Genomic DNA, 14,064 nt, shown 5'->3' with positions numbered 1-14,064 from the left:
TTTTGATTATAAAACTTTTTTTGGTAAGGAGGGAAGAGAAATGGACTACCAACAAGTCAATGACTATTTAACATCAATTTTTAACAACGTCCTAGTGATCGAGGAAGTAAGTTTGCGAGGTAGTCGTTTCAAAGATATCTCTATCAAAGAAATGCACACGATTGATGTTATCGGTAAGTATCCAGAAGTGACTCCAAGTCAAGTTTCCAAAGAGTTGATGGTAACACTAGGGACTGTGACAACGAGCTTAAACAATCTGGAGCGAAAAGGATACATCGAACGGATTCGTTCAGATCAGGATCGTCGTGTAGTACATCTTCATTTGACAAAGAGAGGTCGCCTTGTACATCGTCTCCATAAACGTTTCCATAAGGCCATGGTCGAAAGAATTATCGAAGGCATGAGTCCTGAAGAGATGGAAGTTATGGGTAAAGGGTTGACTAATCTTTATCACTTTTTGGAGGATTTGAAGTAATGGCTTTTGCAAAAATAAGCCAGGTCGCTCATTATGCTCCAGAGCAGATTATCACTAACGAAGACTTGGCTCAGGTCATGGATACGAGTGATGAATGGATCTCAAGTCGGACAGGGATTAAAGAACGTCATATTTCTAAAACAGAATCAACAGGAGATTTGGCTACAGAGGTTGCAAGACAACTTCTGGACAAGGCAGGGATTTCTGCTGAAGAGTTAGATTTTATTATTCTGGCTACTATGACACCTGACTCGATGATGCCTTCAACCGCAGCTCGTGTTCAGGCAAGGATTGGTGCTCATAAGGCTTTTGCCTATGATTTAACAGCCGCTTGCAGTGGATTTGTCTTTGCTCTATCAACGGCAGAGAAGTTCATTTCTTCAGGAACATATCGAAAAGGTCTTGTTATCGGTAGTGAGACCATGTCAAAATCTTTGGACTGGTCTGACCGCTCAACAGCTGTCTTGTTTGGAGATGGAGCTGGCGGAGTGCTACTTGAGGCAAGTGATCAAGAACATTTCTTATCAGAAAGTCTCAATAGCGATGGTTCTCGTGGTGAGTGTCTCACCTATGGAAAGACAGGATTGATTTCACCATTTTCTATTCAAGAAGAACCAGATGTTTTCTTGAAAATGGATGGGAGAGCAGTTTTCGACTTCGCAATTCGAGACGTGGCTAAATCTATTAAACAGACCATCGAAAAAAGTCCAATATCAGCAGATGAACTCGATTATCTATTACTTCATCAAGCTAATATTCGAATTTTAGATAAGATGGCTAGAAAAATCGGTGTCGATCGTGACAAACTTCCTGCTAATATGACGAAGTATGGAAATACCAGTGCGGCAAGTATTCCGATTTTACTTTCTGAGTGTGTAGAAGAAGGGCTCATCCATTTGGATGGTAGCCAAAAAATTCTCTTGTCAGGTTTCGGTGGAGGTTTGACATGGGGCACACTTATTGTTACAATTTAGGTAATCATGTGGCGATCACATTGTTATAAAAAAACTATTTATTTTAAAGGAGTCTATCATGGCAGTATTTGAAAAAGTACAAGAAATTATCGTTGAAGAACTTGGAAAAGATGCATCAGAAGTAACACTTGAATCTACTTTTGATGATTTGGATGCAGATTCATTGGACTTGTTCCAAGTTATTTCAGAAATCGAAGATGCTTTTGATATCCAAATCGAAGCTGAAGACAACTTGAAAACAGTTGGCGACTTGGTTGCTTACGTTGAAGAGCAAACAAAATAATTAGAATAAATAAAGAAGGAGTAGGGGAGACCCGCTCCCTCTTGTTTAGGTAATAGTTTGACCGTCAAATTATAATAAAGTCGAACTATTACGTAAGCAAGACTTATGGAGGCACTATGAAAACACGTATCACTGAACTATTAAATATTAAATATCCTATCTTCCAAGGTGGAATGGCCTGGGTGGCAGATGGAGATTTGGCTGGAGCTGTTTCAAAAGCTGGTGGGCTTGGTATCATTGGTGGGGGAAATGCACCTAAAGAAGTAGTTAAAGCCAATATCGATAAGATTAAATCTTTAACAGACAAGCCTTTTGGTGTAAACATTATGCTCTTGTCTCCATTTGTTGATGATATTGTTGACCTCGTTATTGAAGAAGGGGTTAAGGTAGTCACAACTGGTGCAGGAAACCCAAGTAAATACATGGAGCGATTCCATGAAGCGGGGATTACCGTTATTCCTGTAGTTCCAAGTGTTGCTTTGGCTAAACGTATGGAAAAAATCGGTGCGGATGCTGTCATTGCTGAAGGTATGGAAGCCGGCGGACATATTGGTAAATTAACAACTATGACCTTGGTTCGCCAAGTTGCGGCGGCTGTTTCAATTCCTGTTATCGCTGCAGGTGGTATTGCAGACGGCGAGGGAGCTGCAGCTGGATTTATGCTTGGTGCTGAAGCTGTTCAAGTAGGAACTCGTTTTGTAGTTGCTAAAGAATCTAATGCTCATCCAAACTATAAAGCTAAAATTTTAAAAGCCCGAGATATTGATACAACGATTTCAGCACAACATTTTGGACACGCAGTTCGTGCTATCAAAAACCAATTGACTCGTGATTTCGAGCAAGCTGAAAAAGATGCCTTTAAACAAGAAAATCCAGATTTGGAAATCTTTGAACAAATGGGCGCTGGAGCCTTAGCTAAGGCTGTTGTCCATGGTGACGTGGATGGTGGTTCAGTAATGGCCGGTCAGATTGCAGGTTTGGTATCGAAAGAAGAAACTGTTGAAGAAATCTTAAAAGATATCTACTATGGTGCAGCTGAGAAAATTCAAAAAGAAGCCGCTCGTTGGGCAGGAGTTACAAGAAATGACTAAAACAGCCTTTCTATTTGCAGGTCAAGGAGCCCAGTACCTTGGAATGGGACGTGAACTATACGACCAATATGCTATCGTCAAGGAAACAATCGACCAAGCTAGCCAGGTCTTAGGTTATGATCTTCGTGACTTGATTGATAACGATGAAACGAAGCTAAATCAGACTCGTTACACACAACCAGCTATTTTGGCTACATCCGTTTCCATTTACCGACTACTAAAGGAGAAGGGTTACCAACCAGATATGGTGGCAGGTCTGTCTCTTGGTGAATATTCTGCCCTCGTAGCTAGTGGTGCTTTGGATTTTGAGGATGCGGTGGCTCTAGTTGCTAAGCGTGGATCTTATATGGAAGAAGCGGCACCTGCTGGGTCTGGTAAAATGGTAGCCGTACTCAATACTCCAGTTGAAGTTATTGAACAAGCTTGTCAAGAAGCTTCTCAACTTGGTGTTGTGACTCCAGCTAACTACAATACTCCAAGCCAGATTGTTATCGGTGGTGAGGTAGCTGCAGTAGATTGTGCAGTTGAACTTTTGCAGGAAGCGGGAGCAAAACGCTTGATTCCGCTAAATGTTTCTGGACCTTTCCATACAGCTTTATTGGAATCTGCTAGTCAAAAATTAGCTCAAGTCCTAGAAGATGTTGAGTTTAATGACTTTGCTTGTCCACTTGTTGGTAATACAGAAGCAAAGGTCATGGAAAAAGAACGAATTGCAGAACTCTTGACTCGTCAAGTTAAGGAACCTGTTCGTTTTTATGAAAGCATTGCAGTCATGCAAGAAGCTGGTGTAACTCGTTTTATCGAGATTGGCCCTGGGAAAGTCTTGTCAGGATTTGTCAAAAAAATTGATAAAACAGCTCAACTTGCTAATGTGGAAGATCAAGCGAGTCTACAAGCACTCTTAGAAAATTAGACTAATGTGGTAGAAGTTCTGAAAGGAGAAAAATGAAACTAAAACAGAAAAATGTCTTTATTACAGGCTCAAGTCGAGGAATTGGTCTTGCCATTGCTCATAAATTTGCTAGCTTGGGAGCTAACGTTGTCTTGAATAGTCGTGGTGAAATCTCCGAGGAGCTTCTAAACGAGTTTAAACCATATGGTGTGAAGGTACTTGCTATTTCTGGTGATGTCTCAGACTTCACAGATGCAAAACGCATGGTGGATCAAGCGATTAAAGAACTAGGATCAGTCGATGTCCTAGTGAATAATGCTGGGATTACTCAAGACACCCTCATGCTGAAGATGACAGAAGAAGATTTTGAGAAGGTCTTGAAAATCAATTTGACAGGTGCCTTCAATATGACACAAGCTGTTTTGAAACAGATGATAAAAGCACGTGAAGGTGCTATTATCAACATGTCGAGTGTTGTTGGTTTGATGGGAAATATCGGTCAAGCAAACTACGCTGCTTCTAAAGCTGGTTTAATTGGATTTACTAAATCAGTAGCACGTGAAGTTGCCAATCGTAATGTGCGTGTCAATGCTATTGCACCAGGAATGATTGAATCAGATATGACTGCAGTCCTATCTGATAAGGTGAAAGATGCTATGTTAGCACAAATTCCGATGAAACAATTTGGCCAAGCTGAGCAGGTCGCAGAGGTCACAGCCTTTCTTGCAAGCCAAGATTATCTAACGGGACAGGTCATTGCAATTGATGGTGGACTAACCATGCAATAAGAGTTAAAATAGAGGTATGAAAATGAAACTAAATCGAGTAGTAGTAACAGGTTATGGATTAACATCTCCAATCGGTAACACACCAGAAGAATTTTGGAACAGTCTTAAAAATGGAAATATTGGAATTGGTGAAATCACCAAATTTGATCACAGTGCTTTTGATGTTCATAATGCAGCAGAAATTAACGATTTTCCGTTTGACAAATACTTTGTAAAAAAAGATACCAATCGTTTCGATGATTATTCTTTATATGCCTTGTATGCAGCTCAAGAAGCGGTGAACAATGCAAATCTTGACGTAGAAGCGCTTGATAAAGATCGCTTTGGTGTCATTGTTGCATCAGGTATCGGTGGAATCAGAGAAATCGAAGACCAAGTGCTTCGTCTTCACGAAAAAGGTCCAAAACGTGTAAAACCATTGACACTTCCAAAAGCTTTGCCAAATATGGCAGCAGGAAATGTTGCTATGCGCTTTGGTGCAAATGGTATCTGTAAATCTATCAATACTGCTTGCGCTTCATCAAATGATGCTATCGGAGATGCCTTCCGTTCTATCAAGTTTGGCTTCCAAGATATCATGTTGGTTGGTGGTTCAGAATCATCTATTACTCCATTTGCGATTGCAGGTTTCCAAGCCTTAACAGCTCTTTCAACAACAGAAGATCCAACTCGTGCTTCTATTCCATTTGACAAAGACCGTAATGGATTTGTCATGGGTGAAGGATCAGGTATGTTGGTTCTTGAAAGCTTAGAGCACGCAGAAAAACGTGGAGCAACTATCCTTGCCGAAGTTGTTGGTTATGGTAACACTTGTGATGCTTACCACATGACTTCACCACATCCAGAAGGTCAAGGGGCTATTAAAGCTATCAAACTTGCCTTGGATGAAGCTGAGATTACACCAGACCAAGTAGCCTATGTCAATGCCCACGGTACATCAACTCCAGCTAATGAAAAAGGAGAAAGTGGAGCGATTGTAGCGGTTCTTGGTAAGGAAGTACCTGTATCTTCAACCAAGTCATTTACAGGACACTTGCTCGGTGCAGCAGGCGCAGTTGAGGCTATTGCAACAATTGAAGCAATCCGTAACAACTATGTTCCAATGACAGCCGGAACCACAGAAGTGTCAGACTACATTGAAGCAAACGTTATTTATGGACAAGGCTTGGAACGTGAAATTCCTTATGCTATCTCAAATACTTTTGGATTTGGTGGGCATAATGCAGTTCTTGCTTTCAAACGTTGGGAGAATAAGTAAAAATGAATTTAAATGAAATCAAAGACTTGATGGCACAATTTGACCAGTCAAGCTTGAAAGAATTTTCTTATAAAAATGGAACGGACGAGTTGGTCTTCAGTAAGAATGAAGCGAAACTTGTGGCAGAAACAAGTCCAGCATCTCAACCAGTGGTTTCAGCAGCTGCACCAACAGTTGCACCACAAGCTCCAACTACAACACCAGCTGCAGAAGCAGCTTCAGAATCAAGTGTTACTGAGTCTGTAGCTGAAGGAGACCTTGTAGAAAGTCCACTTGTCGGAGTTGCTTATTTGGCTGCCGGACCTGATAAACCTAATTTTGTTTCAGTTGGTGATACTGTTAAAAAAGGCCAAACCTTGGTCATCATCGAAGCTATGAAGGTCATGAACGAAATTCCAGCACCTAAAGATGGTGTCGTAACAGAAATTCTTGTTGCCAATGAAGAAATGGTTGAGTTCGGGAAAGGCTTGGTACGTATCAAATGATTGATATTCAAGGAATTAAAGAAGCTTTGCCCCACCGCTATCCGATGCTCTTAGTGGATCGTGTCTTGGAAGTCAGTGAAGATACAATCGTTGCTATTAAAAATGTAACGATTAATGAACCTTTCTTCAACGGACACTTTCCAGCCTATCCTGTAATGCCAGGTGTCTTGATCATGGAAGCTTTGGCACAAACAGCAGGTGTCTTGGAATTATCAAAACCTGAAAACAAAGGGAAGCTTGTTTTCTATGCTGGTATGGACAAAGTGAAATTTAAGAAACAAGTTGTTCCTGGTGATCAGCTTGTCATGACAGCAACTTTTGTCAAGCGTCGTGGCACCATCGCCGTAGTAGAAGCGAAGGCAGAAGTAGATGGTAAGCTTGCAGCAAGCGGTACTCTAACCTTTGCTATTGGAAACTAGGGAGGTTTTCCATGTTTCGTAAGATTTTAATTGCCAATCGTGGTGAAATCGCTGTTCGTATTATTCGTGCGGCACGAGAATTAGGAATTGCAACAGTCGCTGTCTATTCGACTGCTGACAAGGAAGCTCTCCACACGCTTTTGGCTGATGAGGCTATCTGTATCGGCCCTGGGAAGGCTACAGAATCTTATCTGAACATCAATGCCATCCTATCAGCTGCAGTCTTGACTGAAGCTGAAGCTATTCACCCTGGATTTGGTTTTTTAAGTGAAAATTCCAAATTTGCAACCATGTGTGAAGAAGTTGGGATCAAATTTATCGGACCATCAGCTCGTGTCATGGATGTCATGGGAGATAAAATTAACGCCCGTGCTCAAATGATTAAGGCCAATGTGCCTGTCATTCCAGGATCAGATGGAGAGGTCCATACAGCAGAAGAGGCTCTTGCTATTGCTGAAAAAATTGGTTATCCAGTTATGCTGAAAGCTTCAGCTGGAGGTGGTGGAAAAGGGATTCGTAAGGTTGAAAAAGCAGAAGATCTCGTGTCAGCCTTTGAAACAGCCTCTAGAGAAGCCAAAGCCAACTTTGGTAATGGAGCTATGTACCTTGAGCGTGTGATTTATCCTGCTCGCCATATTGAAGTACAGATTCTTGCTGACCAAATGGGACATGTTATTCACCTTGGTGAGCGTGACTGTTCGCTTCAACGGAATAACCAAAAGGTTTTAGAAGAAAGTCCTTCGATTGCTATTGGAAAAACCCTTCGTAATGAAATTGGTGCTGCGGCAGTTCGTGCAGCGGAGTCTGTAGGCTACGAAAATGCTGGTACGATTGAATTCCTACTAGATGAAGCAAGTGGCAAATTCTACTTTATGGAGATGAATACGCGTGTCCAAGTGGAACACCCGGTAACCGAATTTGTTTCAGGTGTAGATATTGTCAAGGAACAAATCCGTATCGCAGCGGGTCAACCATTGACTTTGAAACAAGAAGACATTGTTCTAAAAGGACATTCCATTGAGTGCCGTATCAATGCAGAAAACCCAGTCTTTAATTTTGCACCAAGCCCAGGGAAGATTACCAATCTTTATCTACCAAGTGGTGGTGTGGGCTTGCGTGTTGACTCAGCAGTTTATCCTGGTTATAGCATTCCGCCATACTATGATAGTATGATTGCTAAAATTATTGTTCATGGTGAAAATCGATTTGATGCACTCATGAAAATGCAACGAGCTCTTTATGAACTCGAAATTGAAGGGGTTGTCACCAATGCTGATTTTCAGCTCGATTTGATTTCTGATCGTCGAGTGATAGCAGGAGACTACGATACTTCATTCTTGATGGAAACTTTCTTACCACACTATCAAGAAAAAGAATAATATAAAAAGAGTATGAGACTGAAAAGGGGGATGTATGGCTCTATTTAGTAAAAAAGATAAATATATACGAATTAATCCCAATCGTTCACTTAGAGAAAAGCCCCAAGCTAAACCTGAGGTTCCAGACGAACTCTTCTCAAAATGTCCAGGTTGTAAACACACCATTTACCAAAAAGATCTAGGGAGTGAGCGTATTTGTCCTCACTGTGGCTATACCTTCCGTATCTCAGCTCAAGAGCGTCTTTCTTTGACCATCGATATGGGAAGCTTCTTAGAGATGTTTACTGGGATTGAGACGCAGGATCCATTGGAATTTCCAGGCTACCAGAAAAAATTAGCCTCTATGCGTGAAAAAACAGGGCTTGATGAGGCTGTTGTTACAGGAACTGCTTTGATCAAGGGGGAAAAGGTAGCCCTCGGAATCATGGATTCCAACTTTATCATGGCGTCTATGGGAACGGTCGTTGGTGAGAAAATCACCCGATTGTTTGAATACGCGACAGCTGAAAAATTACCAGTCGTCTTGTTTACAGCATCTGGTGGAGCACGTATGCAAGAAGGAATCATGAGTTTGATGCAGATGGCTAAAATCTCTGCAGCAGTTAAACGTCATTCCAATGCAGGTCTCTTTTATCTGACTATCCTAACAGATCCAACAACCGGAGGTGTTACAGCTTCCTTTGCCATGGAAGGTGATATTATCTTGGCAGAGCCTCAAAGTTTGGTAGGATTTGCTGGACGTCGTGTCATTGAAAATACCGTAAGGGAAGATTTGCCAGAGGATTTCCAGAAGGCAGAGTTTTTGTTAGAACATGGCTTTGTGGATGCGATTGTTAAACGGAGAGAACTGCCAGATATGATTGCTCGATTAGTAAGGTTACATAAGGGGGATTGTTGATGAATATTGCAAAAATCGTCAGAGAAGCACGTGAACAAACCCGCTTAACTGCCTTGGACTTCGCAACAGGAATATTTGATGACTTTGTAGAGCTCCATGGTGATCGCTCTTTCCGAGATGATGGTGCTGTTATTGGTGGTATCGGTTGGTTGGGAAACCAAGCAGTAACTGTTGTTGGGATTCAAAAAGGTAAAAGTTTACAAGACAATCTTAACCGTAACTTTGGTCAACCTCATCCAGAAGGCTATCGAAAAGCCCTTCGCTTGATGAAGCAGGCTGAAAAATTTGGCCGTCCTGTTGTAACTTTTATCAACACGGCAGGTGCCTATCCTGGTGTCGGAGCAGAGGAGCGTGGTCAAGGTGAAGCTATTGCTCGTAACCTCATGGAGATGAGCGATCTTAAGGTGCCGATAATCGCTATTATTATTGGTGAAGGTGGTTCTGGTGGAGCCCTCGCTCTTGCCGTAGCTGACCGTGTTTGGATGTTAGAAAACTCGATCTATGCAGTTCTCAGTCCTGAAGGTTTTGCTTCTATCCTTTGGAAGGATGGCAGTCGTGCCATGGAAGCTGCAGAGTTGATGAAAATTACTTCTTTCGAATTGCTAGATATGAAGATTGTAGATAAGGTTATTTCTGAGGTGGGCCTATCAAGCAAAGATTTAATCAAGCAAGTCAAAGAACAACTCCGAGCAGAACTTGATGAACTTGGTAAACTGCCACTAGATCAACTCATTGAAGATCGTTACCAACGCTTTAGAAAATATTAAAAACATAAAAAAGTGTTTGATAATAGTCAAACACTTTTTCTATAGTTAGTTTTCTTCAGTTACAAACTGGCTGAGCAGTCCGTTGATGAAACGGGCTGATTTTTGATCTGAAAAGCTTTTTGCAAGTTCAATAGCTTCATTCACAGCTACGAGTTGAGGAGTATCAAATGAAGTGATTTCGAAAACTCCCAAACGCAATAAATTCTTTTCAACTAAGGTTAAACGTTCAATCGTCCAACCAGACTTTAAATGCTGAGTGATTTGTTTGTCTAGTTCCTCTTTTTGAGCTTGAACACCAGATACAAGATCGATTAGGAAGCTAGGGAGTTTTACCTCGTCGTCTTCTCGATCATGAGTATAAGCGAAGCGACAAGCTGTTTCAATATCAGAACCATATTCAAGACTCATCAGTGCTTGGAAGGCACATTTTCTTAGTTCGCGTCTGGATTCTAATAATGGACTAGTCATTGAGGAAGTCCTCATCAAACAAATCTTTTAATGCTGGTTTTGGTGTCTTATCTGGTGCAATACCAGCAACGTGAATATTCACAGCATTGAGTTCAACATCAGCCATATTACGAACGGCATCTTTTACAGCTTTTTGAATAGCCATTGCAACCTTAGGAACCTTGACACCATACTCAAGATAGAGATAGATATCAGCTGTTAGCTCTTCTTCAGATTCTTTTAGATAGACACCACGGCCGAGTGAAAGTTTTGAAAGGGTGTCAGATACTGATTTGTTTGAAAAAGAGTGGACACCATCAACTTTAGCTGTAGCGATAGCAATGATTTTTTCAAGTACACGTGGGGCGATAACGATTTCGCCTAATTGTTCTTCAATTCCCATAGAATGACCTCTTTCTAGAGATTAGGCACGAGAAACGTAAGTTCCTTCTGCAGTGTTGATAACGAGTTTTTGTCCTGCTTCGATGAAGTCTGGAACGTTAACGACAAGTCCAGTTTCCATTGTAGCTGGTTTACCAGAACCGGTAACAGTAGCACCTTTAATAGATGGTTGAGTTTCAGCAACTGTCAATTCAACAGTTGTAGGAACTGTTACACCGATGACTTCAGTTCCGTAAAATTGAATTTTAACTTCAGAATTTTCAAGGATGTAAAGCAATTCGTTTTCAACATTTACAACAGGAATTTCGTATTGGTCGTAAGTTTCAGTGTTCATGAAGTAAGCTGTTTCATCCATTTTGTACAAGTATTGTGCTGGTACAGTTTCGATAATCGCTTGTTCAAATTTTTCCTCTGGGCGGTAGCTAGTTTCAAATGTTGAACCAGTACGGACATCACGCAATTTCATACGCATGATAGTGTTTCCTTTACCTGGTTTGTGGTGGCTAGCTTCCAAAACGCGGATCAATTTTCCGTCAGCTGTTTCAAAGGTCATACCAGCCTTTAATTTACTTGCTTCAATCATGTTTATACCTCTTTTATAAATAGTTTACTCTTTATTGTATCATAATAGCCTAGAATTCTCAAATATCAGAGAAGATGACCTAGTTGACGGGTACAATATCCCCATTTTCATTTCTGGTTACCAAGACATATTTACCATCTACTTCGATGTAGAAGTTTTTATTAGTTGGTTTTTCTTGACTAGTAGTTTCTTCTGCAGGAGTTGTTACTTCTTGAGTTGTAGATTCTTGAACAGGAGTTGTTACTTCTGGATTAGTAGTTTCTACTGAGTTAGCGGGTTGTTCAGGGATAACAGTTTCTACTGGGCTAGCAACTTGCTCAGGACTTGCAGTTTGGGCCGGAGTAAATGCTTGGTTTGGATCAGCAGGTTGTACTGGGGGAACAGTTTGATTTGGACTAACAGGTTGAGCTTGTTGGTTTAATTGACCACCAAGTGTTTGTCCTAGGTTCATACCCATAATCATGTTCATACCATTGCCATTACCTTCGTTATTGGCTGCAGCAATAAGAGCTTCGTTACGAGCACGACGTTCTTCAATCTCGATGGTATTGTATTTCATAGCAACGAGTTCGCTGTCAAGTTTACGTACAATCTCCATGCTTTCTTGGTCGTAGCTCAAATCCTCAAGAAGGATATTGGTTGCTTCAATACCGTAAAGTCCTGTCCATACCTTGTTGACTTCTTGCTTAGCAAGTTCATTGAAAGTATCTTGGTTGGCATTGAGGCTATAGATATCAACTCTGTTTTCATTGGTATACTTAGCGATAGCAATTGCGATTTTAGGAGAGATATTTTGTCGAAGTGTTCCTTGAGCAATATCTTGGAGTGTAAATGGTTTATGTTCCTCAATTTGTTGACTGATTGAGCTAACGTAGAAAAGGACTGGATCAGAAATCTTGATATCAAATAAACCATAGAAACGGATGTTGAGCAATTGTTGGTAACGTTCACTGAAGTATTCTACAGCGTTTTGGGTACCAAATTTATTACCCGCAATCGGTTGGATACGGACAAAGATGATTTCTTGTTGAGTAACGACTTGACCAGCGAATGAAAAGCGGTGCTTGAAGTTTTCCCAAGTGCCCTTAATTCCCCCTTTTTCTAGAAGCCAAGCGTTTTCGCCAGAGCGCCATTCATGGCTACCAGCTTCTAAAACATCACCAAGGAAAGTACCGTTATTTACAAGGATAGCAACATAACCTTGTGGCACAATTACGACAGAACCATCTGTTAAAAGTCCTGTATGTTGATTACCTTGTCTAGAAACTCCGTCAGGGTCTTTTGTAAGAAGAATTCCTTTAACAGCTAATGCTTCTGATGATACGTGTTCTGGAAGTACAACGGCTTCCTTAAATTTACTGTCATTAAGACTATTAATTCCAGCAGATTTGGCAACATCAACAACTCCCTTAATTTGCTCTTTGGCCATACGAATAAATCCCATAATTTCCTCCTAATTATATAGTTCGTCTTCATCCACAACTTCATAGGTATCAAGAACCCATTGGTTTGGACTACGGGTGATATCAGATCCGCAATAGTCACATTTGCTGATAGCTGATATTTTCAGTGGAGCGCCACAGTTTGGACAGCGGTCGCTAACGGCTTCATCTTGGACAGAGCTTTCGGTTTGACTGCCATGTTTGCGGATGAAGTTCATTTGATAAACTGTAAATAAATCTTTTTGAGGGTCTCCCTCAATAACCTTACGAGTCTTATCTTCGATGACATAGTCTCTCAAAGTAGATGAAAGGATAACAACTAGAGTATCATTTCCATCTGGATTTTCGTAGAAATCTTTGATTCGAACATTCTCGACATAAACTCGTTCCAAAATATTCGTTGTTTGAGATTGGATATAGTCTTCCAGTTGGGCACTATGTTGAGAGTAGAGGCTGGCACTTTCAAGAGAACGCACCAAATTCCAATCTTTTTTAGTCCAGGCTGCCTGTAATTGGATATAGACTTCTTTAACCCATGAAGTGAAAGTGTCTGCATCAAAGTTTGGGTCCCCAGAACGGACACGATCGATAGCCAAGGTGTTGTTTATCACTCGACGGTGAAGTGTTGGTTCAGCATTGTAGCTAGTCGAACTTTCATAAGATTTACCAGATGATGAATTCTGGTCATTCAGATATTTGATAAGCATGAAGAGTAAGAAAGCTCCGACACCAAACATGATCAGAATGGTCATTCCTGTCCCTAGAGAACCGTCTGAACTTGAGTAACTACCGCCAGAACGATAGCTGCTTCTAGAAGAAGAACTACCACTTGAACGACTTCGGCTAGAGCTACTACTGCGAGAACTGCTACTACTTCGTGAGCTACTGCGACTAGAGCTACCACTTCGAGAATGTCCGACACCTGCATCGATGGATTGTAGGGGTGTCACAAAGAGAAGAAGCAAGCAAGTAGCGATAAGAGTATATAACTTTTTCATATGTCTCCTAACTATGTGAGTACAAAAATAGTTTTTGCTAAATTTTATGTCTATAAAGAGTTTTGGAGTTTTATAGTTTTATTTTCAATAAACCACCCTATAATCCAACCAAATACGAGTATATAATTCTCGATAGCACCAATCGCATTAACAGGAGAATGATATTCAATAAAATTTAACAAATGATTTGTTCCTATTCCTATACCACCAATAATGAGGGCAAGAAGGGCAATTCTCAGGTAAAACCAATCGTACTTAATATTAACGGCAAGAATAATAATTAAGACAGCTAGATTCCAAATTCCAATTTCTCTTTGCCATCCTGCAGAAACACCGTAACCAGAATGCTCTCCCATATATGATGGGAGAAAGATTTGTAGAATAGAAGCACCCAACATGGCGACGATAACTAAAATAAATAGTACTCGTAAAAATTTGTTCATTTATTCTCCTTTTCTATTTTTTAGTAGAAAAGTCTATTAG

At 40.7% G+C, this 14,064-nt stretch carries 18 protein-coding genes; 12 read left to right on the top strand and 6 right to left on the bottom strand.

What is annotated here, in order from left to right; translation table 11 throughout:
* The first annotated feature begins 40 nt into the window (after positions 1-40).
* The 12 genes from fabT to ACVAMZ_RS07480 all read left to right on the top strand — a co-directional run bounded on the left by fabT (position 41) and on the right by ACVAMZ_RS07480 (position 9,709).
* Positions 41-475 carry a fatty acid biosynthesis transcriptional regulator FabT gene (gene fabT, locus ACVAMZ_RS07535; protein WP_414254347.1) on the top strand — a complete coding sequence of 145 codons (435 nt, stop codon included), beginning with the start codon at positions 41-43 and terminating at the stop codon, positions 473-475.
* The gene (locus ACVAMZ_RS07530; protein ID WP_414254348.1) at positions 475-1,449 is read left to right on the top strand and encodes a beta-ketoacyl-ACP synthase III; all 975 of its coding nucleotides are present in this window, start codon (positions 475-477) and stop codon (positions 1,447-1,449) included. Before fabT ends, ACVAMZ_RS07530 begins: the two co-directional genes overlap by 1 nt.
* Before the next feature lie 58 nt (positions 1,450-1,507).
* A complete protein-coding gene (locus ACVAMZ_RS07525) occupies positions 1,508-1,732 on the top strand; it encodes an acyl carrier protein (protein WP_000257840.1) in 225 nt (74 codons plus the stop codon).
* Between the two features lie 116 nt (positions 1,733-1,848).
* Positions 1,849-2,823: an enoyl-[acyl-carrier-protein] reductase FabK gene (gene fabK, locus ACVAMZ_RS07520; protein WP_016466762.1), complete on the top strand. Its 975-nt coding sequence runs from the start codon at positions 1,849-1,851 to the stop codon at positions 2,821-2,823.
* Entirely contained in the window at positions 2,816-3,736 is a 921-nt protein-coding gene (gene fabD / locus ACVAMZ_RS07515; protein ID WP_461684507.1) for an ACP S-malonyltransferase, read from the top strand. Before fabK ends, fabD begins: the two co-directional genes overlap by 8 nt.
* A 32-nt stretch (positions 3,737-3,768) precedes the next feature.
* A complete protein-coding gene (gene fabG / locus ACVAMZ_RS07510) occupies positions 3,769-4,503 on the top strand; it encodes a 3-oxoacyl-[acyl-carrier-protein] reductase (protein ID WP_461684506.1) in 735 nt (244 codons plus the stop codon).
* A gap of 22 nt (positions 4,504-4,525) precedes the next feature.
* The gene (gene fabF / locus ACVAMZ_RS07505; RefSeq protein ID WP_461684505.1) at positions 4,526-5,761 is read left to right on the top strand and encodes a beta-ketoacyl-ACP synthase II; all 1,236 of its coding nucleotides are present in this window, start codon (positions 4,526-4,528) and stop codon (positions 5,759-5,761) included.
* Between the two features lie 2 nt (positions 5,762-5,763).
* Positions 5,764-6,246 (top strand): acetyl-CoA carboxylase biotin carboxyl carrier protein, encoded by a 483-nt coding sequence (gene accB / locus ACVAMZ_RS07500; protein ID WP_461684504.1) that lies wholly within the window; start codon positions 5,764-5,766, stop codon positions 6,244-6,246.
* Entirely contained in the window at positions 6,243-6,665 is a 423-nt protein-coding gene (gene fabZ, locus ACVAMZ_RS07495) for a 3-hydroxyacyl-ACP dehydratase FabZ (RefSeq protein ID WP_006145014.1), read from the top strand. Before accB ends, fabZ begins: the two co-directional genes overlap by 4 nt.
* An 11-nt stretch (positions 6,666-6,676) precedes the next feature.
* Positions 6,677-8,044 (top strand): acetyl-CoA carboxylase biotin carboxylase subunit, encoded by a 1,368-nt coding sequence (gene accC, locus ACVAMZ_RS07490; RefSeq protein WP_461684503.1) that lies wholly within the window; start codon positions 6,677-6,679, stop codon positions 8,042-8,044.
* 34 nt (positions 8,045-8,078) lie between these two features.
* On the top strand, positions 8,079-8,942 hold the full coding sequence (gene accD, locus ACVAMZ_RS07485) for an acetyl-CoA carboxylase, carboxyltransferase subunit beta (RefSeq protein WP_006150078.1): 864 nt from the start codon (positions 8,079-8,081) through the stop codon (positions 8,940-8,942).
* On the top strand, positions 8,942-9,709 hold the full coding sequence (locus ACVAMZ_RS07480; protein ID WP_235083812.1) for an acetyl-CoA carboxylase carboxyl transferase subunit alpha: 768 nt from the start codon (positions 8,942-8,944) through the stop codon (positions 9,707-9,709). The genes accD and ACVAMZ_RS07480 overlap by 1 nt, the downstream gene beginning before the upstream one ends.
* A gap of 45 nt (positions 9,710-9,754) precedes the next feature.
* Here the strand turns inward: ACVAMZ_RS07480 and nusB are convergent, their stop codons facing one another.
* The 6 genes from nusB to ACVAMZ_RS07450 form a co-directional block, all read right to left on the bottom strand.
* The gene (gene nusB / locus ACVAMZ_RS07475) at positions 9,755-10,177 is read right to left on the bottom strand and encodes a transcription antitermination factor NusB (RefSeq protein WP_004251901.1); all 423 of its coding nucleotides are present in this window, start codon (positions 10,175-10,177) and stop codon (positions 9,755-9,757) included.
* Positions 10,170-10,559, bottom strand: coding sequence for an Asp23/Gls24 family envelope stress response protein (locus ACVAMZ_RS07470; protein ID WP_006150382.1), 390 nt, complete (start codon positions 10,557-10,559; stop codon positions 10,170-10,172). Before ACVAMZ_RS07470 ends, nusB begins: the two co-directional genes overlap by 8 nt.
* A gap of 21 nt (positions 10,560-10,580) precedes the next feature.
* Entirely contained in the window at positions 10,581-11,141 is a 561-nt protein-coding gene (efp, locus tag ACVAMZ_RS07465) for an elongation factor P (protein ID WP_006150235.1), read from the bottom strand.
* Positions 11,142-11,220: 79 nt separating this feature from the next.
* Positions 11,221-12,585 (bottom strand): SPFH domain-containing protein, encoded by a 1,365-nt coding sequence (locus ACVAMZ_RS07460; protein ID WP_461684502.1) that lies wholly within the window; start codon positions 12,583-12,585, stop codon positions 11,221-11,223.
* Positions 12,586-12,594: 9 nt separating this feature from the next.
* Positions 12,595-13,581 carry a zinc-ribbon domain-containing transport protein gene (locus ACVAMZ_RS07455; RefSeq protein WP_461684501.1) on the bottom strand — a complete coding sequence of 329 codons (987 nt, stop codon included), beginning with the start codon at positions 13,579-13,581 and terminating at the stop codon, positions 12,595-12,597.
* 50 nt (positions 13,582-13,631) lie between these two features.
* Positions 13,632-14,024 carry a hypothetical protein gene (locus ACVAMZ_RS07450; protein ID WP_049494237.1) on the bottom strand — a complete coding sequence of 131 codons (393 nt, stop codon included), beginning with the start codon at positions 14,022-14,024 and terminating at the stop codon, positions 13,632-13,634.
* Positions 14,025-14,064: the final 40 nt, after the last annotated feature.

This window comes from Streptococcus sp. KHUD_017 (assembly GCF_054861245.1).
Note: the sequence above shows the minus strand (reverse complement) of the source record. Positions and strands in the feature narration are given on the sequence as shown.

Excerpts from the sequence above, each read along its gene's own strand:
- fabT (WP_414254347.1), top strand. The coding sequence starts at position 41 with ATGGACTACCAACAAGTCAATGACTATTTAACATCAATTTTTAACAAC.
- ACVAMZ_RS07530 (WP_414254348.1), top strand. The coding sequence starts at position 475 with ATGGCTTTTGCAAAAATAAGCCAGGTCGCTCATTATGCTCCAGAGCAG.
- ACVAMZ_RS07525 (WP_000257840.1), top strand. The coding sequence starts at position 1,508 with ATGGCAGTATTTGAAAAAGTACAAGAAATTATCGTTGAAGAACTTGGA.
- fabK (WP_016466762.1), top strand. The coding sequence starts at position 1,849 with ATGAAAACACGTATCACTGAACTATTAAATATTAAATATCCTATCTTC.
- fabD (WP_461684507.1), top strand. The coding sequence starts at position 2,816 with ATGACTAAAACAGCCTTTCTATTTGCAGGTCAAGGAGCCCAGTACCTT.
- fabG (WP_461684506.1), top strand. The coding sequence starts at position 3,769 with ATGAAACTAAAACAGAAAAATGTCTTTATTACAGGCTCAAGTCGAGGA.
- fabF (WP_461684505.1), top strand. The coding sequence starts at position 4,526 with ATGAAACTAAATCGAGTAGTAGTAACAGGTTATGGATTAACATCTCCA.
- accB (WP_461684504.1), top strand. The coding sequence starts at position 5,764 with ATGAATTTAAATGAAATCAAAGACTTGATGGCACAATTTGACCAGTCA.
- fabZ (WP_006145014.1), top strand. The coding sequence starts at position 6,243 with ATGATTGATATTCAAGGAATTAAAGAAGCTTTGCCCCACCGCTATCCG.
- accC (WP_461684503.1), top strand. The coding sequence starts at position 6,677 with ATGTTTCGTAAGATTTTAATTGCCAATCGTGGTGAAATCGCTGTTCGT.
- accD (WP_006150078.1), top strand. The coding sequence starts at position 8,079 with ATGGCTCTATTTAGTAAAAAAGATAAATATATACGAATTAATCCCAAT.
- ACVAMZ_RS07480 (WP_235083812.1), top strand. The coding sequence starts at position 8,942 with ATGAATATTGCAAAAATCGTCAGAGAAGCACGTGAACAAACCCGCTTA.
- nusB (WP_004251901.1), bottom strand. The coding sequence starts at position 10,177 with ATGACTAGTCCATTATTAGAATCCAGACGCGAACTAAGAAAATGTGCC.
- ACVAMZ_RS07470 (WP_006150382.1), bottom strand. The coding sequence starts at position 10,559 with ATGGGAATTGAAGAACAATTAGGCGAAATCGTTATCGCCCCACGTGTA.
- efp (WP_006150235.1), bottom strand. The coding sequence starts at position 11,141 with ATGATTGAAGCAAGTAAATTAAAGGCTGGTATGACCTTTGAAACAGCT.
- ACVAMZ_RS07460 (WP_461684502.1), bottom strand. The coding sequence starts at position 12,585 with ATGGGATTTATTCGTATGGCCAAAGAGCAAATTAAGGGAGTTGTTGAT.
- ACVAMZ_RS07455 (WP_461684501.1), bottom strand. The coding sequence starts at position 13,581 with ATGAAAAAGTTATATACTCTTATCGCTACTTGCTTGCTTCTTCTCTTT.
- ACVAMZ_RS07450 (WP_049494237.1), bottom strand. The coding sequence starts at position 14,024 with ATGAACAAATTTTTACGAGTACTATTTATTTTAGTTATCGTCGCCATG.